The organism is Streptomyces sp. NPDC098789, assembly GCF_044759975.1.
Classification (GTDB): Bacteria; Actinomycetota; Actinomycetes; order Streptomycetales; family Streptomycetaceae; genus Streptomyces.
In genome coordinates, this window is record NZ_JBIWAJ010000005.1 from 177,373 (window position 1) to 198,667 (window position 21,295).

Below are 21,295 nucleotides of genomic sequence, written 5' to 3' on the forward strand. Positions count from 1 at the left end.
GCCGGGTCGCGGTGTCCGGTGCGGTGCATCGCAAGACGGAGGGCCACGGCTCGTACTGGACGTACCGTCGTGGTCCGACAACGCCGCGAGGTGCCGTGCCGGGCGCCGTGACCCGGTGAACCTTTCCGGTCACAGCGCTTGGGGGTGCCTGACGGATGTCCGCGGTGTCCGGTCCTTCCCCACGCAGATCCGTCAGGCACCCCCAAGCGCCCGTCGCCGGAACGTTCCGGCGACGGGCGCGGCGCATCCACCGATATCCTTGCCCGGTGACCGACGCCCAAGAGACCGCAGCAGACCTGCGCACCACCACCGGGGGCGGCCCCCCGGACGACGAGGTTTCGTCCGATGGGCTGCCCATCCCCCTGCTCGAACCGCGCGAGGGCATCCCTCCCGTGGTCGCCGACGAAGAGGCCCTCGCCCGTGTGGTCGCGGCCTTCGCCGCGGGCACGGGACCCGTGGCCGTCGACGCCGAGCGCGCCTCCGGGTACCGCTACGGCCAGCGCGCCTACCTGGTGCAGCTCCGCCGCGAGGGGGCCGGGTCCGCGCTGATCGACCCCGTGGGGTGCCCCGACCTCTCCTCGCTCGGCGAGGCGCTGTCCGGCACCGAGTGGATCCTGCACGCCGCCACCCAGGACCTGCCGTGCCTGCGCGAAATAGGCATGGTGCCCACCTCCCTGTTCGACACCGAGCTGGCCGGGCGCCTCGCCGGTTTCCCCCGGGTCGGGCTCGGCGCGATGGTCGAGAGCGTGCTCGGCTACGCACTGGAGAAGGGCCACTCCGCCGTCGACTGGTCCACCCGCCCGCTGCCGGAGCCGTGGCTGCGCTACGCCGCCCTGGACGTGGAGCTGCTGGTGGACCTGCGCGACGCGCTGGAGCAGGAGCTGGACCGGCAGGGCAAGCTCGACTGGGCCCACCAGGAGTTCGACGCCATCGCCGCCGCCCCGCCCGCCCCGCCGCGCAAGGACCCCTGGCGGCGGACCTCCGGAATGCACAAGGTGCGGCGCCGCCGGCAGATGGCCGTCGTCCGCGAATTGTGGGAGGCCCGCGACCGGATCGCCCAGCGACGTGACGTATCCCCGGGCAAGGTTTTGGGCGATGCGGCGATCGTCGAGGCCGCCCTCGCCCTGCCGCTCAACGTGCAGGCACTGTCCACCCTGCCCGGTTACGGGCAGCGGATCGGCCGGCGCCAGCTGGAGCAGTGGATGGCGGCCGTGGACCGCGCCAAGGCCCTGCCCGAGAACGAGCTGCCGCAGCCCGGGGCCACCCCGGCCGGTCCCCCGCCGCCGCGCTCCTGGGCGGACAAGGACCCGGCCGCCGCGGCCCGGCTGGCGGCGGCCCGCACGGCCGTCTCCGCACTGGCCGAGGGGCTGAACCTGCCCCAGGAGAACCTGATCGCCCCGGACAGCGTCCGGCGGTTGTGCTGGGAGCCCCCCTTCGAGCTCTCCGAGGCTTCCGTGGCCGAGGCCCTGACCTCCTACGGAGCCCGCGCCTGGCAGATCGAGCAGGTCACCCCGGCGCTGGTGACGGCCCTCTCGGCCACCCCGGCCGCTCCGGCCGCTCCGGCCAGCGACTGACCCCGTCCCCAGCCCCCGCGCACACAGAACCCCCGGTCCGACGGACCGGGGGTTCTTCGTCTGTCCCGGTTCGGCAACAGCCCCGTCCGCACGCTTTTGAACATGCTCAAAAAAGGCTAGCTTCCGGGCATGACCAATCCGGGGTACGGGACATGGGTACGGGACTTCGAGGCCGAGCGGGAGCGGCGCGCCCGGGTGGGGGATCCGGCGTGGAGCGCGGGCGCCGCGCTGGATCCGGCACTGGTGCGGAGCCTGCAACGGTTCCAGGTCGGTGAGGACGGGGACGGCTCCGCGCTGATCGGCAAGGCGGATCGGGCGGGGGACGCGGGGTACGCGCGGGCGGTGCGGCTCTTCGTGGCCGAGGAGCAGAACCACGCGCGGATGCTGGCGCTGCTGCTGGCGGCGGGTGGCGCGCGGACGCTGCGCGGACACTGGAGCGACGCGGCCTTCGTCCGCCTGCGCAGGCTGCTGGGGCTGCGGGTGGAGCTGCTGGTGCTCATGGTGGCCGAGGTGGTGGCGCTGCGGTACTACCGGGCCGTGCGCGACGGCAGCCCGGACCCGCTGGTGTCGGAGGTCGCGGGGCGGATCCTGGCGGACGAGGAACGCCACGTGCCGTTCCATTGCCGACGCCTGCGGGAGGGGCTGGCGGGCCTCCCCCGGCCGGTCCGCCGGGCCTCGGTCGGGGCCTGGCGGGCGCTGCTCGCGACCGCGGCCGTGATCGTCGCCGTCGATCACGGCCCGGCCCTGCGCGGCCTCGGGGTGCGCCGCCGCGGCTTCGTCCGGGAGGTGCTGCGCGCCTCGACCGGGCCGGCCGCCGCCATGTGCGGCGCCCCGCGCCCGAAGGGCCCGGCCGGCGCCGCGGCCCGCGGCGGGGCCGGGGTCCGGGCCCTCGGGCGCCGGACCGGTTGACGCGCCCGGGTCCCGGCGGGAGGACCACCGGAGTGTGACCTTCGCCGCTCCTTCCGGTGGGGGTGTCCACAAGGGTTACCCGCAAGTAGCATGGGGCGGGTGAGCGGGCGCTCAGGACATCTGACCGCGCCCCCGCGCAGCAGTGCCACCCCGCACCCTGGAGGAGAGCCATCGTGCCTCGTACCGTCAGGGACGTCGTCTTCGTCGACGGCGTCCGCACCCCGTTCGGCAAGGCGGGCCCGAAGGGCATCTACCACGAGACCCGGGCCGACGACCTCGTCGTCAAGGCGATCCGGGAGCTGCTGCGCCGCAACCCGGACCTGGACCCCGCGAAGATCGACGAGGTCGCCATCGCCGCGACCACCCAGATCGGCGACCAGGGCCTGACGCTGGGCCGCACGGCCGGCATCCTCGCGGGCCTCCCGCAGTCGGTGCCCGGCTACTCCATCGACCGCATGTGCGCCGGTGCGCTCACGGCCGTGACGACCGCCGCCGGTTCCATCGCCTTCGGCGCCTACGACGTGGTCATCGCCGGTGGCGTCGAGCACATGGGCCGCCACCCGATGGGCGAGGGCGTGGACCCGAACCCGCGCTTCGTCAGCGAGAAGCTGGTCGACGAGTCCGCCCTCTTCATGGGCATGACCGCGGAGAACCTGCACGACCGCTACCCCACCATCACCAAGCTCCGCGCCGACGAGTACGCCGTGCGCTCGCAGGAGAAGGCCGCCAAGGCGTACGCCGACGGCAAGATCCAGCAGGACCTGGTGCCGGTCTCGGTGCGCAACACCAACCCGGAGGTCGGTGAGACGGGCTGGGGCCTGGTCACCACCGACGAGCCGATGCGCCCGGGCACCACCCTGGAGAACCTGGCGAACCTCAAGACGCCGTTCCGTACCCACGGACGCGTCACCGCGGGCAACGCCGCCGGTCTCAACGACGGCGCCACCGCCTCGATCCTCGCCTCCGAGGACTTCGCCCGCGAGAACAACCTCCCGGTCAAGATGCGCCTGGTCTCCTACGCCTTCGCCGGCGTGGAGCCGGAGGTCATGGGCTACGGCCCGATCCCGGCCACCGAGAAGGCCCTCGCCCAGGGCGGCCTGTCGATCTCCGACATCGGTCTCTTCGAGATCAACGAGGCCTTCGCCGTACAGGTGCTGGCCTTCCTGGAGCACTACGGCATCGCGGACGACGACGCGCGCGTCAACCAGTACGGCGGCGCGATCGCCTACGGTCACCCGCTCGCCTCCTCCGGCGTCCGTCTGCTCACCCAGCTGGCCCGCCAGTTCGAGGAGCAGCCGCACGTCCGCTACGGCCTGACCACCATGTGTGTCGGCTTCGGCATGGGCGCGACCACCATCTGGGAGAACCCGCACTTCGACGGAGGCAGCAAGTGAGCACCACCACCACTGAGCTCCTGAAGGGCGCGGCCGAGCTGTTCCCGGACGAGGTCGTCACGCAGGCGCACGTCCGCCACCTCGACCTGCCGTTCGGCGCCGGACGCTTCGCGCTGCTCACGCTGGACAACGGCCTGGACCACACCAAGCCGACCACCTTCGGCCCGCAGTCCCTCGCCAACCTGAACGCGGCGATCGACCAGCTGGAGCAGGAGGCCCTCGCGGGCTCCATCGTGGGCGCCGGCCTGACCGGCAAGCCGTTCATCTTCGCGGTCGGCGCCGACCTCAAGGGCGTCGAGCTGCTCAAGAAGCACGACGAGGCGCTCGCCATCGGCAAGGGCGGCCACGACGTCTTCAAGCGCCTCGCCGCGCTGGCCGTCCCCACCTTCGCCTACTACAACGGCGCGGCGATGGGCGGCGGTGTCGAGGTCGGTCTGCACTGCGCCTACCGCACCGTCTCGAAGGCCATCCCGGCCTTCTCGCTGCCCGAGGTCTTCCTCGGTCTGGTCCCCGGCTGGGGCGGCTGCGCCCTGCTGCCGAACCTGATCGGCGCGGACCGCGCGGTCTCGGTGATCATCGAGAACTCGATGAACCAGAACCGTCAGCTCAAGGGCGAGCAGGTCTTCGAGCTGGGCATCGCCGACGCCCTCTTCGAGGGCGCGGACTTCCTGGAGCAGTCGCTGATCTGGACGGCGAACGTCCTGAACGGCACGACCGAGGTCGTACGGGCCGAGGTCGACCGCGGCGAGGCCTGGGACGCGGCGGTCGCCCGCGGCCGCGCCATCGCGGACTCCAAGGTGCACGGCGCGGCCCCGGCCGCCTACCGCGCGCTGGAGATCATCGAGGCCGCCAAGGACGGGGACCTCCAGAAGGGCTTCGACGCCGAGGACGCCGCGCTGGCCGACCTCATCATGGGCGGCGAGCTGCGCTCCGGCATCTACGCCTTCAACCTGGTCCAGAAGCGCGCCAAGCGCCCGGCCGGTGCGCCGGACAAGAACCTGGCCCGCCCGGTCACCAAGGTCGGCGTCGTCGGCGCGGGCCTGATGGCCTCGCAGCTGGCGCTGCTCTTCCTGCGCCGCCTGGAGGTGCCGGTGGTGCTCACCGACATCGACCAGGAGCGCGTGGACAAGGGCGTGGGCTACGTCCGGGCCGAGATCCAGAAGCTGCTCGGCAAGGGCCGCATCAACCAGGACAAGGCCAACCGCCTGACCGGCCTGGTGAGCGGTGTCCTGGACAAGGCCGAGGGCTTCGCGGACGCGGACTTCATCATCGAGGCCGTGTTCGAGGAGATGTCCGTCAAGCAGAAGGTGTTCGCGGAGGTCGAGGCGGTCGCTCCGGCGCACGCGATCCTCGCCACCAACACCTCCTCGCTGTCGGTGTCGGAGATGGCCGCGGGGCTCCAGCACCCGGAGCGCGTGGTCGGCTTCCACTTCTTCAACCCGGTCGCGATCCTCCCGCTGCTGGAGATCGTCCGCGGCGAGCGGACCGACGACGCCTCGCTGGCCACGGCCTTCGGCGTCGCGCGCAAGCTGAAGAAGACCGCGGTCCTCACCAAGGACGCCCCGGCGTTCGTCGTGAACCGCATCCTCACCCGCTTCATGGGCGAGATCCAGAACGTCATCGACGAGGGCACCCCGGTGGTCACGGCGGAGAAGGCCATCGAGCCGCTCGGCCTGCCGATGTCCCCGCTGGTGCTGCTGGAGCTGGTCGGTCCGGCCATCGGTCTGCACGTGTCGGAGACCCTGAACCGCGCCTTCCCGGACCGGTTCACCGTCTCGCCGAACCTCAAGCGGGTCGTCGAGGCCGGCAAGCGCGGCTTCTACGTCTACAAGGCGGAGAACGGCTTCAAGCCGGAGCTCGACCCCGAGGTCGCCGCGCTGCTCGTCCAGGGCGACTCCGTCCTGACCGAGGAGCAGGTCCGCGACCGCGTCCTGGACGCGGTGGCGCAGGAGATCGGCCTGATGCTGGAGGAGGGTGTCGTGGCCGAGGCCCAGGACATCGACCTCTGCCTGATCACCGGCGCGGGCTGGCCCTTCCACCTGGGCGGCGTCACGCCGTACCTGGACCGTGAGGGCGTCTCCGAGCGGGTGAACGGCAAGAAGTTCCTCGCTCCGGGCCTGGCGAGCGTCCCGGCGTAACGCCGAACACCACCGCACGACGGACGGCGGGCGGTACGGGAGCGATCCCGTACCGCCCGCCGTTCACGTGGGCGCTGCCTTGTGGGGGGGAGCTACCGGCGGAACTGGAAGACGCCCTCGTACAGGACGTGGTCCGACTCCGGGGCCTTGATCGTCACCGCCCGGGGCGCGGTGAAATGGGCCTCGGTGGCGAAGACGTAGTCGATCTTGCGGCCGTCCTCGGCGGTCGGCGCGCCGTTGCGGCACCGCGCCGGTGCCGGGTCCTGGCAGCGCACTCCCCCGGTCCCGCCCATCTTGAACCAACGCCGGTTGCGCTCGTCCGCCTCCAGGAAGCGCCCGTCGGGGTCGTGCTGGTCCTTCTCGCCGCGCGTGTGCCCGTACAGCCCGGCCAAGGAGCCCTCGTTGGGCTGCTGGTTCAGGTCGCCCGCCAGGATCACCGGGGTGGTGGGCGCGAAGAGGGCCGGGTCGCCGAACCAGCGGTGGAGTTCCTTCAGCTGGCTGTCGGCGGTCCCCGCGTGGGTCCCGCAGAACGTCACCTCCCGGCCGCGGGCCCGGGTGGGCAGGCAGAGCAGCCCGCGCAGCACCGGCTCCGATCGGCCCGCGGCCCGGTAGGTCTCGCCGTCCGTGTCGGTGAAGGGCCGGTAGCTCGGCGGGCCGGTCGGCGGCTCGCGGGAGAACACCGCCAGACCGTAGGAACTGTCGTCGCCGCAGGCCGGCACGTTGCCGTGCATCTGCTGGTAGGCACCCCGCAGGGCCAGGCCGCGCTCCTTGAAGACGGCCTGCAGCGCCTCGAACTGGCCGCGGCAGATCTCGTTGACGCCGAGCAGGTCGGGATGGCGCAGCGCCACCTCGTCCACCAGCCGGGCGACCGAGGTGCCCTTGCCCGTGCCGCCCCCGTTGCTGCACTGGTGGGCGGCCCCGCAGATGTTCCACTGCAGGACCACCACCGCGTCCCCGGCGGCCGGGTCCGCTTCCCCGGAGCCGTCCCACAGCGGGGCGTCGGCGCCGCCGCGGGCCCAGCCCAGGGCCGCGGCGAGCACCAGGACGAGCCCCAGCGCCGCCAGGCGCCGCCTCCTCACGCCGTCACGGCGGGCCCCAGCGGGCTGCCCGTCTCCGGGGCCAGCTGGCGGCGGACGTGGAGCCGCCCGTCGGTGCCGATGACCGCGACGACCACGGCGCCCGCCGCGTCGTAGGCGAGCGAGGGGGCCTGGACGAACATCTCGCCGCCCTCCCGCCAGCGGGCCCCGGAGACGTCCTTCTCCCGGTCGGGCAGCGAGACCGCGAGCCGCCCGCGGCCGCTGCGGTGGGCCAGGTGGGCCTCGCGGGCACCGCGCTGCGGGGCCCACAGCGCGGCGACCGCGCCCGTACCGCCGGCGCCGCCGACGCCCGCGCCCGAGCCGGGCCAGCGGCCGGTGTCGTGCTGGCGGTACGCCATGACCTGCTGGGTGCCGGCCTCGCGGAAGTAGAGGCAGGTGCGGCCGCCGCCGGAGTTCACGGCGGTGATCCCGCCGGTGGCCACGGGCCCGGTCACCAGGGAGTCGTCGCGGGTGAAGGGCGCGCCCGGCTCCTTCTGGAACCAGCGGACCACGGAGCTCTTGCCCGGTACGTACAGCTCGACGGTGCCGAACTCGGTGGTGATCGCGGTGCCCGCGTCCTGGAGGAAGCTGCCGCCAACACCCACCCAGGGCTCCCAGCCGCCCTGGGCGTTCTGGCGCCGCAGGGAGACGCCCTGGTCGAAGTTGCGGGCGAAGACGTACAGCAGGCCCGCGCCGTCCACCGCGGCCATCGGGACCCCGAGTTCGCGCTGGCGGCGGCCGTCCGCGTGGACCCATTCCGGGGACTCCAGCGACTGCCAGCCGCTGAAGCCGCTGCCGTCGGCGTGCTGCGTCGTGTACACCAGGTCGATGCCGACCGCGCCGCCCTCGGCCGTGCGGCGGCGCTGCGCCACCACGTGCACCGGTCCCCCGGGGGCCCCGGCCAGCGCGATCGTGGGGGCGAGCCAGCCGTCGCCGAGCGGGAAGGGGCCCTGCCAGCGGCCGGTGCCCGGACCGGTCTCGGTGAAGAACACCAGGCGGCCCGCGAGCACGGTGAAGGCGTTCAGGCGGCCGCCGGGACCGAGCCGGAGCCAGTCGGTGGCGGGCGAGTAGCGGTAGGCGGTGCTGCGCATGTGGGTGCTGCGGTACGGGTTGGGGCCGAGCTGGCGGTCACCGCAGGCCTGGCAGGTGCCCTGCGGGCAGTGGGTGGCGTCCAGGCCGATGTAGGTGGCCAGGTAGTCGGCCTTCTCGGCCAGCTCCATCCGGTCCAGGTTCGGGCCCCAGAAGCGGTTGGCGTAGGCCCGGTAGTACTCGACGACCGGGGCGCGCTCCGCGCCCTCCCGGTAGCGGGCGAGGGCCGCGATGGCGAACTCGGCGGTGGTGGCGTGGTCGACGTGGTCGGAGGTGACGAACTCGCTCTTGCCGCCGTCGTGTTCGGGGTCGGGGTCCAGGGTGCGGACGGTGGTGGGCCGGATCTCGGCGAGCAGCGCGGTGAGGCCGGCGATGACCATCTCGCGGGAGACCTGCTGCACTTCGGTCAGGGCGGAGCCGTGCACCGGCACGGTGGCCTGGGTGGGGTGGACGCCGTTCCACAGCTCGAACATCCGGGTGCGGGGGCCGGCGGGCGTGGGCACGCCCATGTGCAGCTGGCAGAAGTACATCCGCACGGACGGCTGGGCGAGGAGGGTGAAGCGCTCCACCGCGAAGCCGGGCACCAGTTCGGTGACCTCGCGCGCCCAGGGGCTGTCGCGCTCGCCGGTGGCCATCCGCGCGTACGCGGAGCGCAGACCGCAGCCGCGGGCCGTGCTGTAGCCCGCGTAGTCGGTGGGCAGCGCGGCCCGCTCGGGGTCGTTGGTGTCGGCGTTGATGCCGTCGCCCTCGCCGGCGGTCAGGACGACCGTGGCGACCGGGTCGCCGTCCTGGAGCGAGCGGACCAGGTCCGGGTTCATGAAGTACAGGTCGTCGTCTTGGTGGGCGACGACGTGCAGGATCGAACGGTTTCGGTTCATCGGTCCACCACGTTCATAGCCATGGCTCCGGAGACGGAGCAGTAGGGCCGGACTCGGACCGGCCGGGACGGGTGCACGACGACGAAGCGGGACACGTCGTCGGCGGAGAGGGGAACGGCGGGGTACGGGTAGGCGCCCCGGACGTCGGGGAAGTCCTCGAAGAGGTGGCAGACGCGCACCCGGCGCCGGTGCGCGGGGTCGGGCTGGAGCCACCAGTCCCAGTCCTCCCAGCGGGCGAGGCGGTCCTCCACCAGCTGGACCAGGGGCAGTTCCATCCGGAAGGAGCGCTCGCCGAGCACCTCCACCGGAAGCGACAGCTCGCTGCGGTGCGGACCGCGCCGCGCGAGCACGAAGCGGGCGCCGTGCTCCAGGGTCCGCGCTCCGCAGAGCACCCCGGTGACGGTGATCCCGTCCTCGCCGACGAGGACCCCGCCGGCTTCCGCGTGCGCCTCCCGGCGCACGGTGCGCAGCATCAGGGCGCCGTTCGGCTGCGCGTAGGGCAGGTTCCACAGGACGGGGCCCGCGCCGGGGGCTTCGAGGAGGCGGGCGCGGGCGTCGATGAGCCCTCGGGTGTCGCGGATCCCCGCCTTGAGGTGGACGGGGTCGCCCTTGCCGGTGGAGAGCATGACCCGCCACCGGCCGTCGCCGAGGTGGTCGAGGGCGGCGGGCGGGACGACGGCGGTGTGCCGCACGGCCCCCGTGGGCAGCGTCCGGCGCTCGGTGTCCAGGAGCAGGTCGGGCAGCCGGGAGCCGCTGGAGGGGCGGTGCCGCAGCAGGAAGGCGCCGCGGCCCTTGCTCCCCGCGGGGCCGTCGCAGGTCAGGCTCAGCCATCCCGCGTCCGGTGCCTCGACGTGGCACACGGCGTTCTTCGGGGACTCGGGCGGGGCGCTGTCGCCCGGCGGGCGCCCCAGCCGGGCGGCCGTCGGCCTGCGGTAGCCGGAGCGGGCGGCCGCGCGGCGACCGGCGGCCTCCTCGAACAGTGCGGTGTAGCGGGCGGCGATCACGGCGGGGTCGTAGCGCTCCGCGTTGCGCAGCGCGGCGGCGGCCATCGCGCCGCGCAGCGGTGCGTCGGCCATCAGTCGGCCGAGGCCCTCGGCGATGGCGGCGACGTCGCCGTTGGCGACGAGGAGGCCGTCCTCGCCGTCGCGCAGGATCTCGCGGGGGCCGACCGGGCAGTCGGTGGCGACGACGGGCAGGCCGCAGCGCATGGCTTCGACCAGGGTCATCCCGAAGGACTCGGCGCTGGAGGTCACCGCCGCCACGGATCCCTTGACCCACTCCGACTCGATCGGCGAGAAGCCGCCCATCAGCAGGATCCGGCCGGCCAGGTCCAGGTCGTTGACCAGGGTCCGCAGCGCGCCGGCCTCGTCCCCGTCGCCGTAGATCCGCAGCCGCCAGTCCGGGAACGCGGGGGCGAGCCGGGCGAAGGCGCGGACCAGCAGGTCGTAGCGCTTGACGTGGTGCATGCGGCCCGCGCTGACGATCACCTTGCTGGTGCCGTCGGAGGGCGCGACCACGGGCCGCGGGACGCTGTTGGGGACGGCGTGCACGGGCACCCCGGGGACCGGGGTGTGCGCGCGGAAGGAGCGGGCGTCGGCCTCGGTGACCGTGGTGACGAGGTCGAGGCGCGGGTACTCCCGGGCCATCTCCGCCCGTACGGCCCCGGGGACGGCCAGGTGCGTCATGTGCTCCTGGGCCACCCGCAGCGCGCCCTCCCGGGCGTACCGGGCGACGAAGAGGTTCAGGCTGGGCCGGGTGCCGACCACGACGTCGGCGCCGGTCCCGCTCAGCTCGTCGATGATGCGCCGGTCGGACAGGGCGCTGTACTGCTCGTGGAACTCCTCCTGGCGGGGCACCACCAGGGTGGGTCCGGCCAGGTCCGGGTGGCCCCGGTCCGCGCCGGTGCGGCCGGGCCGCAGGTCCACCAGGGCGCGGACGGTGACCTGGGGGGAGATGGCGAACTTGGGGGGCGCGCCGGTGCGCCGGAACACCGAGACGATCTCGACCTCGTGGTCCGCGGACAGGGCCTCGGCGAGGTTGATCACCGTCCGGTTGGTGCCGCCGATGCCGTAGATGTTGTTGATCAGGAAGGAGATCTTCATCGGTCGTGGAACTCCTTCCGCTCGAAGGGACCGGGTACGGGGAAGTAGGACCGCAGGAAGCCCTGGAGCATCCGCTCCTGGCGCTCCTGGTCGCGGCCGTCGGAGACGGTGTCGTTGACGCAGAAGGCCTGGCGGTCGCGGCGGGCCAGCAGGATGTTCAGCCGGCGCTCGACCCCGGGCCGGTCCAGGGGCAGGTAGGCGTAGGCGATGTCCGAGGGCACCGCGCGGCCGGTCAGGTAGGCGTAGTAGTGGTAGAGGGAGGAGGGGATGGAGATGTCGCTCGCGCTGCGGAAACGGCTGAAGGCGGTGGCCCGGTGGGGTCCGGCGAACCGCTCCTCCATCTCGGACAGGACGCTGCGGCGCAGCGGGTAGGGGGCGTGCCGGATCTTCTGCACGAGGGTGGTGCCGAAGAGTTCCTCGATGAGCCGCCGGTTGTTCTTGCCGGCCGCGTCCACCGGGCGGTCCCCGGGGGCGACGCCGGGCCGCGGTATCTGGGCGGGCGACAGGAACACCCGGGTCATCCCGTTCGACAGGAAGAAGTCCTGGGGGGTGACGGGGCGGCCGAGGAACATGTCGTCGTTGAAGTACAGGAAGTGCTCGGCGAGGCCGTCGATGTGGTGCAGCCGGCTCTCGATGGCGTGCGAGTTGAAGGTGGGCAGGGCCGCGGGGTCGTCGAATATCTCCCGGTGGTCGACCACGGTGATCCGGGGGTGGTCGGCGTCCAGCCAGTGCGGTCGCTGCCGGTCGGTGACGAGGAAGATCCGCCGGGCCCAGGGCGCGTGCTGGGCCACCGAGCGCAGTGAGTAGCGCAGTTCGTCGCGGTTGAGGTAGCGCGCGGGGTTGGCGGACTCCGCGTGGTAGCCCTCGCCGCCCTGTTCGCGCCGGCGCGCCTGCCAGTCGGGGTCGTCGCCGTCGACCCAGGTGTAGACGACGTCGACGGGGAAGCGCACGTCCTCGGGCAGCGCGGCGGTGTAGGGCTCGACGGTGCGGACCTGCCGGGTGCGCCGGGCGTGGTGGGCGCAGAAGGCGGTGAGCCGGTTGACGGGCACGGTGATCCGGGGCGCGTCGACCGGCACGCTGCTGGTCACCCGGTTCGGCCGGGGCGCGATCAGCCGCCCCTCCTCCTGCTGCCAGAACTCCAGGTCGCAGCCGTATTCGAGGCCGAGGGAGAGCGAGCCGCCCGGGTCCCGCCAGACCATGCCGACGCGGAGGACGGGGGCGGATCCGGTGGTGCGGCGCCCGCGGCGCGAGCCGCCGAGCGCGGCCCCGCCCAGGGTCTGGGGGGCCTGGGGGGAATGCGGGCCCGGCGCGGCGGCGTCCTCCGCGCCGGCGGGGGCGACGTACACCGGTGCCCGGCGCACGCACGCGCGCAGGGCGGCGGCCACCCGCGGCCGGTCCTCCTCGCGCACGGCGAAGCAGGCCCGCAGGTCACTGGCCCCGCGCACGGCGAAGTAGTCGACGCCCGCCCGCTCCAGGGCGGTGACGACCAGTTCGAGGTTGGCCTCGCGCAGCCCGAGCGGCGAGGCCGTCGACCGCACCAGTGCGATCCGGGCGCTGGTGCCGACCAGTACGGCCAGCCCCTCGCCCTCCCGGACCAGGTGCGGCCAGCGCCCGCGGGCCCGCCGGGCGCGCAGCGCGCGGGCCGGGCCGAAGCCGAAGCGGGCCCCGCGCAGCAGCCGCTTGACCACGCTGCGCAGCCCGACGGGGACGCGCCGGGCCAGGCCGCGGCGCAGCCGGGTGGGCAGCACGGCCCGGTAGAGGGCGACCGCCGGGGACGCTTCGGGATTGGCCGCGGTCATGAAGGGGTGCCCGCCTCCCCGCGCACGGTCCGCACCGGGGGTGCGGAGCCGGTTCCGGCGCCGGCGTCCACGTCGAAGTCGAAGCCCACGGCGCCGAAGCCGGTCCCGGCGTCGGCCTCGAACGCCTCGGTGGAGAAGCCGGCCAGGAGGGCGGAGGCGGAGCCGAAGCCGGCGGGAGCGCCGGGGGCGCTCGCGCCGGCGTCCTCCGGAGCGGGAGCGGGCTGCGCCACGGCCCGCTCGTAGGGGCTGGGCACGGGGTAGTACCGGCGCAGGAAGTCCAGTACGGACCGGGTCCCGCCGTGGTCGAGCGCGTCGGGCGAGCCCAGCCCGCTCAGCTGCATCTGCTGGGCGTCGCGGCGCACGAGGAGCCGGTCGAGCCAGCGGGTGACGCCGGGCACGGCCGCGTGCACCGCGATCGTGGCCTCGCCGGAGGGTTCGGCGTGCCCGGAGAAGTGCGCGGCGTGGTGGACGACCCCGTCCAGCGGGTGGGTCCCCTCCAGTTCCGGGGCGTACTGGCCCCCGGTGACCGGCCGGTGGCCGGCGAAGCCGTCGGCCACCGCCGCGAGGATCTCGCGCGCGTACGGCTGGGGGCCCGGCGCGTAGCCGTGGGTCACCGCGCGCTGGGTGAAGGAGTACGCCCAGCCGGTCCAGGGCGCGGCCGCCTCGCGGGCCGTCCAGGGCCCGCGCCGGGGCCGGGTGCCGCCGAGCGCGGTGAAGTAGTCGAAGGGCCGCACGGGGCGGCCGAGCAGCGCGCCGGGCCGGAAGTACAGGAACCGGTCGGCGAGGCCGGGCACCGCGTGCAGCTCCTGCTCCGTGTCCGGGCCGGCGGGCACGATCCGCAGCCGGTCGTCGGCGTGCACCCACGGCGGGACGGGCGCGAGCGCGAGGACGTGCACCCGGTCGATCCAGGGGGCGTACTGGTGCAGGGACCGCAGGGTGGCCCGCAGGAGCGCCTCCGCCCACGGCTCGTCGTGGCACCAGAGCACGGCCGCGTCCACGGGGAAGGTGACCTCTTCCAGGCGCGGCACGTCGAAGCCGGCCCGGGTGCGGGTCGGCGCGGCCCCCGCGTCGGTGTCGGCGTAACCGGTGAGTCGGTCGTGGGTGATCTCGACGGCCCGCGGATCGTCGGCCGGGACGACCCGCTGCACCCGGTTGGGGCGCGGGCCGACCAGCCGGGGGGCGGCCCGGCCGGTGTCCGCGGTCCAGAACTCGATCTCCACGCCCTGGTTCTCACCGACCCAGAGCGAGCCGGTGGGGTCGGTGCGCAGCCAGACGACGCGGATCACCCGGGAGGCGCCGTAGTGCTTCCAGGCCTTGACGTGGCTGCCGGGGACCTTGGCGGTGTCGTCCTTGCCCGGCAGGACGGAGACCACGTAACCGGTCTGCCGTTCCAGCAGCGCGCGCAGCACGCGGCGCACGGCGCGCTTGTGCGCGCGGGGGACGGCCAGGGACATCCGGCGGTCGTCGAGCGCGGGCACGGTGAACCAGGGGATCCTCGCCGCGTCCAGCACGGTGGTGACCAGCGCGAGGTCGGTGCGCCGGGCGAGGTCGGCGGTGAGGCCCGCGTGGACGTGGCCGACCCGGCCGTCCGCCGCCTTGGTCCGGCCTTCGGGCAGGTTGCTGAAGTCCGTGGTGCGCAGCCGGCGCAGGGCGCGCTGGTGCAGCCGGGACTCGCGCTGGACCAGGGCGCGGTCCAGCCGCTTCTTGAGCGTGCGGCGCACCGGTACGGGCACGGTGCTCATGGCCACGGCGCGCACGGGCCGGGGCACCAGCTTCTGGTAGACCTCGGAGGCGGAACTGTTCGATCCGGAATCTTGCATCTCGCACGCTCCTTCTCAGAGTTCGGAGGGTCCGGGGACCGGGAAGTAGGCGTCCAGGAATCCGCTCAGGAGTTCCTGCTGCACCGCCATGTCCTCCGGGGTGGAGAAGGCGTCGTTGAGGCAGAAGGAGTCCTGGTCGCGCTCCTTGAGCAGGCGCTCCAGGCGCCGCGCGAGGTCCGGCACGGCCAGTTGGAGGTAGGTGAAGGCCATCGAGCCGGGCTGGGCCCGGCCGGTGAGCGCCGCGTAGTACAGCGCCAGGGACGAGGTCGGCGACAGGTCGGTCATCGCGCGGAACCGGCTGGCCGAGGTACGGGCCCACTCGCGCGGGAAGTCCGCCTCGGCCTCCGCCATCGCGCTGCGGCGCAGGGCGTAGGGGATGTGCTCCATCGGCTGGGTGATGACCCGGCCGAACCGCTCCAGCAGCAGCGCCCGGTTGTTCTTGCAGGCGGCGTCGACGGGGGTGTCGGCGTCGGTCACCGGGCCCTGCGGGATGCGGTTCGGGGAGGGGAAGTAGCGGGCCGTGCCGACGGGGGTGAAGAAGGCGTGCGGGGTCAGCGGGCGGCCGAGGAACATGTCGTCGTTGAAGTAGAGGAAGTGCTCGGAGAGTCCGGGGACGTGGTGCAGCCGGCTCTCGATGGCGTGCGAGTTGAAGGTGGGCAGGTCGGCCGGGTTCCGGAAGATCTCGCGGTGGCTGACGATGCGCAGGCCCGGCAGGTCTCGCCGCATCCAGGCGGGCACCTGGTCGTCGGTGACCACGTGGACGGTGCGGATCCAGGGCGCGAACAGGTGCAGCGAGCGCAGCGAGTAGCGCAGCTCGTCGCGGCTGAGGAAGCGGGCGTCGCTGGCCGATTCGGCGTGGTAGGCCTCGCCCCGGGCGGCGGCCTTGCGGGCGGCCCAGACGGGGTCGGTGCCGTCGACCCAGGTGTAGACGGCGTCCACGGGGAAGTCGATGTCCTCGACCAGCGGGACGAGGAACTCGGGCCGGGTGGCCAGCGCGGGCGCCTCGTCGAGGGTGGTGTGGACGGGCACGAAGCGGCTGAAGAGCCGTCCGGCGCCCAGCAGGGCGGGGCCGTCCGCGGCGACGGACCAGGTGACGCGGTTGGCGCGGGGCGCGAGCAGCCGGTCGCCCTCGCGGGTCCAGAACTCGACCGCGCAGCCGTACTCGTGCCCCAGGAGCAGGTGGCCGCCGGGGTCGGTCCGGTACCAGCTGACCTGGACGGCGGCGGCCGTGCGGGCGCGGTGCCACACCCGGGCGTCGTGACCGGGGACCGGCCGGGGGGTGCGCAGCGGCTCGGCGACCAGTGCGCTGACGTGCCCGGCGGCGCTGGCGAGGCGGCGGCGCAGCCCTTCGAGCACCCGGGCCCGGTCGGACTCCTCGACCGCGATGACCGTGCCGTGGTCGGACTTGCCGCGGACGGCGAAGTACGCCACCCCGAGGGAGTCCAGGAGGGCGGCGACGGCGGCGCGGTTGGCCTCGCGGGCGGCCAGCGGGGTCGCGCGGGGGTCGACGTACGCCTCGTCGCCCGCGTCGCCGACCCGCAGGGTGGGGCGGCCGCTCGCGCCGACCGGACTCTCCTTCCCCGCCCCGGCCTGTATCGCAACACCAGGCATGTTGAACCTCTCCGCGCCTTTCACAACCGGTCTCCCACGCTGCCGAGTTCCCGGTCCGATCGTCGCAAGATACGGGAATTGTAAATCAATTTGTCGATTTGCCCGGCACCCCCCGTACGAGGTAAGGGGCAGCTGGACCACTCCCTAGACCACCGTCCACCCGCCGAAGGCCAGCCCCGGAACGGTCGGGTCCTGGCGCGTCACCGACAACCGACCGTCCGCGCCCAGGGAGAGGACCGTGAGGCGGCCGAAGCCGTCGACCGCGGCCGCCGGTTCGCGCGGGCCGGGCGCGCCCAACGGCTCCCACCACAGGCCCGCCCCTTCCTGCTCGGTCGGGTGGGCGCCGATGCCGACGGCGCCCTCGGGGGTCCGGCGCAGCAGCACGGTGCAGTCGTAGGAGTCGATGTCCGCGCGCAGCGCGCAGGCGCCGTCCGCCGCGGCGGCCCCGGCCGCTCCGGCGCCGCCGAGCGAGGTCGGCGCGGCGCCGTCGCGCAGGGCGTACGTCGCCCCGTCCCGCCCGTCGCAGCCGTACAGGGTGATCCGGCCCGGCCCGGTGGCCAGCGCGCTCAGGGCGGTGCCCGGCGGCGCGAGCAGCGGCAGCGGCGGGCCGGCCCGGCGCAGGTCGCCGGCCGCGGCGTCGTGGCGCCACCGCAGCACCCCGTCCCGGGACGGGGCGAACAGCACGGGCCGCCCCGCCGCGTCGAGCGCGGCGGCCAGCCCGTCCTGGACCTCGGAGCCCTGCAGGTCCCGCCAGGGCGTCCAGGAGCCGTCCGCGCGCTGCGAGCGGGCGCTCACGCCGCGCCCGAAGTTGCGGAGGTACACGTGGACGCAGCCCTCGGCGTCGACCACCGCGCAGGGCACCCCGGCCGCGCGGCCCTTGCCGGTGGCCGCGCCGTTCGGATTGCCGAGCGAGCGCCAGCTGCCCACCGGACGCCCCGTCTGGTACTGCACGGCGTGCATCACCTCGACCCCGGGGCCGTCCGGGCCGTCGGGGACGGGCCGCAGCGAGAAGAGGTGGGCCCAGCCCTGCGCGCTGCGGGCCACGCCGAGCACCGGCAGCAGCGGCGGGGTGTCGAGGACCTCGCGCGCCCACTCGGGGCCGCCGACGGTCCGCTCGGTCCAGCGCACCACCGCGCCGCCGAGCGCGGCGTGGGCGGTCAGCCGCCCGTCCGGACCGAGGCCGAGGGCGATCCGCGGCCCGGGGTAGCGGACGATGGCGGTGGGGGCGGCCCGGCCGCAGGAGGCCGCGGCCCGGAAGCACTCGACGGCGACGGCCCGGGCGCCGGGACGGGCCGCGCGCACCGCACGCACCGCTTCCAGAGTCGCGCGGGCCACCGCCGCGTGGTCGGGATGGTCGGCGTAGGACGCGCCCTGCTCCTCGCTCCACCCGAGGTGTTCGGGATCCGGGTCCAGCGTGCACACCACGCCCGGCGCGAAGCGGCGCAGCAGCGCGGCGGCCAGGTCGACCAGCGGGGCGGGCGGGGCGGACGGCTCCGGCGGCTCGACGAAGCAGACCGTGGTGCCGGGCCGGGTGCCCAACCGGAAGAGGCGCAACAGGCCGGCGGACCCGAGCGGTTCGGTGGCCGGCTCCCAGGGGCCGCCGCGGCCGATCACCTGGAGGAGGTGGTCGCGGGCCTGCGGGGGCCCGGGTATCAGACAGGCGACCGTCACGGCGTGGCCGGGCTGGCCCAGGGCGCGCACGAGCGCGGTGCCGGTGACGGCGAGGGCGTCGGCCGGGTGGGCCACCAAGTGGAGCGTGTGGGAAGGGTCCTGCGGCGCCGGGCCGCCGGCCGCGGGGCCGCGCCGTCCGCGCGGTGACGATCGTCCGCTCTTCACGTGGCGCCCGCCCCCACCCGTCGCTCCCGCCGTTCCTTCGCGCCCGTGATCCTTGCACACACTTCCCGCCGCTCGAACACGCGCGGGAACGGCCGGCCGACGGGCGGGGTGGGCGCGGGACCCCGGTGGTCTATAGTGCGCGATCGAACAATCGAGCGGAGGACCGGGGCAGATGAAGACCAACGCCGCGTCAGCAGACAGCACGTCGGAAGCGTCGCCGGAGGCTGCGAGCGGCTCCGACGGCGCGGGCGGCGCGGGCGGCTCCGGCGGCGCGGGCGGCTCCGGCGGCGCGGGCGGCTCCGGCGGCGCGGGCGGCTCCGGCGACTCCACCGGCCCCGACACCACGGGCGCCCGCCCGGCCCGCTCGCGCGGCCGCCGGGTCCTGCGGATCGTGCTGGTGCTGCTCGCGGCGGTGATCCTGCTCGGCGCGGGCGCCGGATGGTGGGCCTACAGCCACCTCAACGGCAACATCGACAGCGTCGACCTGGACAAGGCCATCGGTGACGACCGGCCCGCGAAGGTGGTCCCCGGCGCCCAGAACGTCCTCGTGCTCGGCTCCGACTCGCGCGCCGGGGCCAACGGCGAGCTCGACCACGGCGACGTCAGCGGGGCCCGCTCGGACACCGCGATGCTCGTGCACATACCCGAGGGCCGGGCGAAGGCCACCGCGGTGAGCATCCCCCGCGACACCCTGATCACCCGGCCCGAGTGCAAGGACGGCGAGGGCAGGACGCTGGCCCCCGCGAAGCGGGTCATGTTCAACTCCGTCTACTCCGTGGCCGGTCCGGCCTGCGTGGTCAAGACCGTGGAGGAGATGTCCGGGATCCGCGTGGACCACTTCGTGGAGGTGGACTTCGCCGGCTTCAAGGGCCTGGTGGACGCCCTCGGCGGGGTCACCGTGACGCTGGACAAGCCCATGTCCGGGGCCAAGGGCGGGCTCAAGCTCGACGCCGGCACGCACCGCCTCAACGGCACCGACTCGCTGAAGTTCGTCCGTACCCGCTACGGCTACGGCGACGGCAGCGACCTCGGACGGATAGGTCTCCAGCAGCAGTTCATGATGGCACTGCTGTCCGAGATCAAGAACCAGGACGCCCTCGGCAACCCGGCCCGGCTCTACAAGCTCGCGGACGCCGGGACCAAGTCGCTCACCACCGACTCCGGCCTCGGTTCGCTCACGGCCCTCGCGGACTTCGCGCAGAGCATGAAGGGCGTCGACCCGAGCACCATGGAGACCATCATGCTGCCGGTCGACTACGACAGGATCGACCGCAACCGCGTGATCGTCGCCGAGCCGCAGGCCTCCACCCTGTGGGAGGCCCTGCGCAACGACCGCAAGATCCCGGCCGACGCGAAGAAGTCCCCGGCCACCGGCGGCTGAGCCGCCGGCGGGCGGGGACGCCTGCCTCCTCGCCGGTCAGCGGTCCTCGTGCACCGCGTCGGCCGTCATGCCCTCGCCCCGGCCCAGCCGGCTGTGCTGCTTGCCGTACAGGAAGTAGACGAAGAAGCCGATCACCATCCAGATCCCGAAGCGCAGCCAGGTCTCGGCCGGCAGGTTGAGCATCAGCCAGACGGACGCCGCGATGGACACCACGGGCACCAGCGGCACCCACGGGGTGCGGAAGGCCCGGTGCAGGTCGGGGCGGGTGCGGCGCAGGACCATCACGCCGAGCGCCACGACCACGAAGGCGAAGAGCGTGCCGATGTTCACCAGCGTGGCCAGTTCGTTGATGCTGGTGAATCCGGCGACTACCGCGATGATCACGCCGAGCAGGATCGTCGGCCGGTACGGCGTGCGGTACTTCGGGTGGGTCCGGGAGAAGAAGCGCGGCAGCAGTCCGTCGCGGCTCATCGCGAAGAACACCCGGGTCTGCCCCAGCAACAGGATCATGCACACGGTGGTCAGGCCCACGGCCGCGCCGAAGCTGATGATGCCGCCGAAGACCGGATGGCCGGCGGATTTGAAGGCGTCGGCGAGCGGGGCGCTGGTGGAGAGGTCCTTGTAGTTCTGCATGCCGGTCACCACGATCGACACCGCCACGTAGAGCACGGTGCAGATGATCAGCGAACCGATGATGCCGCGCGGCATGTCCTTCTGCGGCAGCTTGGTCTCCTCGGCGGCGGTGGCCACCACGTCGAAGCCGATGAAGGCGAAGAAGACGACCGAGGCCGCGGTGAAGATGCCCATGACGCCGAAGTTGGTGGGCTCGTAGCCGAAGATCAGCTGGACCAGCGGGGCGTCCAGCCCGGAGCCGCCCTTCTGGGGCTCTGCGGGCGGGATGAACGGGTGGTAGTTGGACTTCGTGATGAAGAACAGGCCCGCGATGATCACGATGAGCACCACGGTGACCTTGATCGCGACCACGACGCCGGTGATCCGCGCCGAGAGCTTCACCCCGACGACGAGGATCGCGGTCAGGACCAGCACCAGGACGAAGGCGAGCAGGTCGAAGGTGCCGCCCGCCACGTCTGGCCCCTGGAGCGAGGCCGGCAGGTGGATGCCCGCGTTGTCCATCAGCGAGCGGACGTAGCCCGACCAGCCGACCGCGACGACGGCGGTGCCGAGCGCGAACTCCAGCACCAGGTCCCAGCCGATGATCCAGGCGGGCAGCTCGCCGATCGAGGCGTAGGAGAAGGTGTACGCGGATCCCGCCACCGGCACGGTCGAGGCGAACTCGGCGTAGCAGAGGGCCGCCAGCGCGCACACCACGCCCGCCGCGACGAACGCGAGGGCGGTGGCGGGGCCGGCGGTCTCCTTGGCCACCTTGCCCGTGAGGACGAAGATGCCGGTGCCGATGATGACGCCGACGCCGAAGACGGTCAGGTCCCAGGCCGAGAGGGACTTCCTCAGTGCGTGTTCCGGCTCCTCCGTGTCGCGGATCGACTGCTCGACCGACTTGGTACGGAAGGGGCTGTTCAGATTCGTACTCACCGACGCACCTCCAGGAGCGACCGCGTCGCCACTGCACGGGTACCACCGGAACGGGACGGGCCGGGAGGCCCACCCTTCAAGGGTGAACCTCCCGGCCCGTGACGTGCAACCGCAGATGATCAGGGGCGGCGACCGCC

At 73.8% G+C, this 21,295-nt stretch carries 13 protein-coding genes; 5 read left to right on the top strand and 8 right to left on the bottom strand.

Translation table 11 applies throughout. The features are described from left to right. Window positions 1–266: 266 nt before the first annotated feature. The 4 genes from ACIQWR_RS13360 (at window position 267) to ACIQWR_RS13375 (ending at window position 6,015) form a co-directional block, all read left to right on the top strand. Entirely contained in the window at window positions 267–1,574 is a 1,308-nt protein-coding gene (locus ACIQWR_RS13360) for an HRDC domain-containing protein (RefSeq protein ID WP_404007910.1), read from the top strand. A gap of 129 nt (window positions 1,575–1,703) precedes the next feature. Then, window positions 1,704–2,483: a ferritin-like domain-containing protein gene (locus ACIQWR_RS13365; protein WP_404007913.1), complete on the top strand. Its 780-nt coding sequence runs from the start codon at window positions 1,704–1,706 to the stop codon at window positions 2,481–2,483. Window positions 2,484–2,656: 173 nt separating this feature from the next. After that, window positions 2,657–3,877, top strand: a complete 1,221-nt coding sequence (locus tag ACIQWR_RS13370) for an acetyl-CoA C-acyltransferase (protein ID WP_330333263.1) — start codon at window positions 2,657–2,659, stop codon at window positions 3,875–3,877. Next, a complete protein-coding gene (locus tag ACIQWR_RS13375) occupies window positions 3,874–6,015 on the top strand; it encodes a 3-hydroxyacyl-CoA dehydrogenase NAD-binding domain-containing protein (RefSeq protein ID WP_404007916.1) in 2,142 nt (713 codons plus the stop codon). Before ACIQWR_RS13370 ends, ACIQWR_RS13375 begins: the two co-directional genes overlap by 4 nt. A gap of 92 nt (window positions 6,016–6,107) precedes the next feature. Here ACIQWR_RS13375 and ACIQWR_RS13380 read toward each other — a convergent pair whose 3' ends face one another. The 7 genes from ACIQWR_RS13380 to ACIQWR_RS13410 form a co-directional block, all read right to left on the bottom strand. Then, window positions 6,108–7,094 carry an endonuclease/exonuclease/phosphatase family protein gene (locus tag ACIQWR_RS13380; RefSeq protein ID WP_404007918.1) on the bottom strand — a complete coding sequence of 329 codons (987 nt, stop codon included), beginning with the start codon at window positions 7,092–7,094 and terminating at the stop codon, window positions 6,108–6,110. Then, window positions 7,091–9,058, bottom strand: coding sequence for a PIG-L family deacetylase (locus ACIQWR_RS13385; protein ID WP_404007921.1), 1,968 nt, complete (start codon window positions 9,056–9,058; stop codon window positions 7,091–7,093). The genes ACIQWR_RS13380 and ACIQWR_RS13385 overlap by 4 nt, the downstream gene beginning before the upstream one ends. Next, the gene (locus ACIQWR_RS13390; RefSeq protein WP_404007924.1) at window positions 9,055–11,160 is read right to left on the bottom strand and encodes a glycosyltransferase family 4 protein; all 2,106 of its coding nucleotides are present in this window, start codon (window positions 11,158–11,160) and stop codon (window positions 9,055–9,057) included. The genes ACIQWR_RS13385 and ACIQWR_RS13390 overlap by 4 nt, the downstream gene beginning before the upstream one ends. Next, window positions 11,157–12,959, bottom strand: a complete 1,803-nt coding sequence (locus ACIQWR_RS13395; RefSeq protein WP_404007927.1) for a stealth family protein — start codon at window positions 12,957–12,959, stop codon at window positions 11,157–11,159. The genes ACIQWR_RS13390 and ACIQWR_RS13395 overlap by 4 nt, the downstream gene beginning before the upstream one ends. Further along, entirely contained in the window at window positions 12,956–14,779 is a 1,824-nt protein-coding gene (locus ACIQWR_RS13400) for a sugar phosphotransferase (RefSeq protein ID WP_404007929.1), read from the bottom strand. Before ACIQWR_RS13400 ends, ACIQWR_RS13395 begins: the two co-directional genes overlap by 4 nt. 15 nt (window positions 14,780–14,794) lie before the next feature. Further along, window positions 14,795–16,390: a stealth family protein gene (locus ACIQWR_RS13405; RefSeq protein WP_404007931.1), complete on the bottom strand. Its 1,596-nt coding sequence runs from the start codon at window positions 16,388–16,390 to the stop codon at window positions 14,795–14,797. 144 nt (window positions 16,391–16,534) lie between these two features. Continuing rightward, window positions 16,535–18,136: a hypothetical protein gene (locus ACIQWR_RS13410; RefSeq protein WP_404007933.1), complete on the bottom strand. Its 1,602-nt coding sequence runs from the start codon at window positions 18,134–18,136 to the stop codon at window positions 16,535–16,537. 262 nt (window positions 18,137–18,398) lie between these two features. On the opposite strand from ACIQWR_RS13410, the gene ACIQWR_RS13415 reads away from it, so the two are divergent. Further along, a complete protein-coding gene (locus ACIQWR_RS13415) occupies window positions 18,399–19,607 on the top strand; it encodes an LCP family protein (RefSeq protein WP_404007936.1) in 1,209 nt (402 codons plus the stop codon). 36 nt (window positions 19,608–19,643) lie between these two features. Here the strand turns inward: ACIQWR_RS13415 and ACIQWR_RS13420 are convergent, their stop codons facing one another. Next, window positions 19,644–21,158: an amino acid permease gene (locus ACIQWR_RS13420; RefSeq protein ID WP_404007938.1), complete on the bottom strand. Its 1,515-nt coding sequence runs from the start codon at window positions 21,156–21,158 to the stop codon at window positions 19,644–19,646. Window positions 21,159–21,295: the final 137 nt, after the last annotated feature.

Coding starts and splice junctions, on each gene's coding strand:
- ACIQWR_RS13385 (WP_404007921.1), bottom strand. CDS start 9,058: ATGAACCGAAACCGTTCGATCCTGCACGTCGTCGCCCACCAAGACGAC.
- ACIQWR_RS13405 (WP_404007931.1), bottom strand. CDS start 16,390: ATGCCTGGTGTTGCGATACAGGCCGGGGCGGGGAAGGAGAGTCCGGTC.
- ACIQWR_RS13390 (WP_404007924.1), bottom strand. CDS start 11,160: ATGAAGATCTCCTTCCTGATCAACAACATCTACGGCATCGGCGGCACC.
- ACIQWR_RS13365 (WP_404007913.1), top strand. CDS start 1,704: ATGACCAATCCGGGGTACGGGACATGGGTACGGGACTTCGAGGCCGAG.
- ACIQWR_RS13415 (WP_404007936.1), top strand. CDS start 18,399: ATGAAGACCAACGCCGCGTCAGCAGACAGCACGTCGGAAGCGTCGCCG.
- ACIQWR_RS13395 (WP_404007927.1), bottom strand. CDS start 12,959: ATGACCGCGGCCAATCCCGAAGCGTCCCCGGCGGTCGCCCTCTACCGG.
- ACIQWR_RS13400 (WP_404007929.1), bottom strand. CDS start 14,779: ATGCAAGATTCCGGATCGAACAGTTCCGCCTCCGAGGTCTACCAGAAG.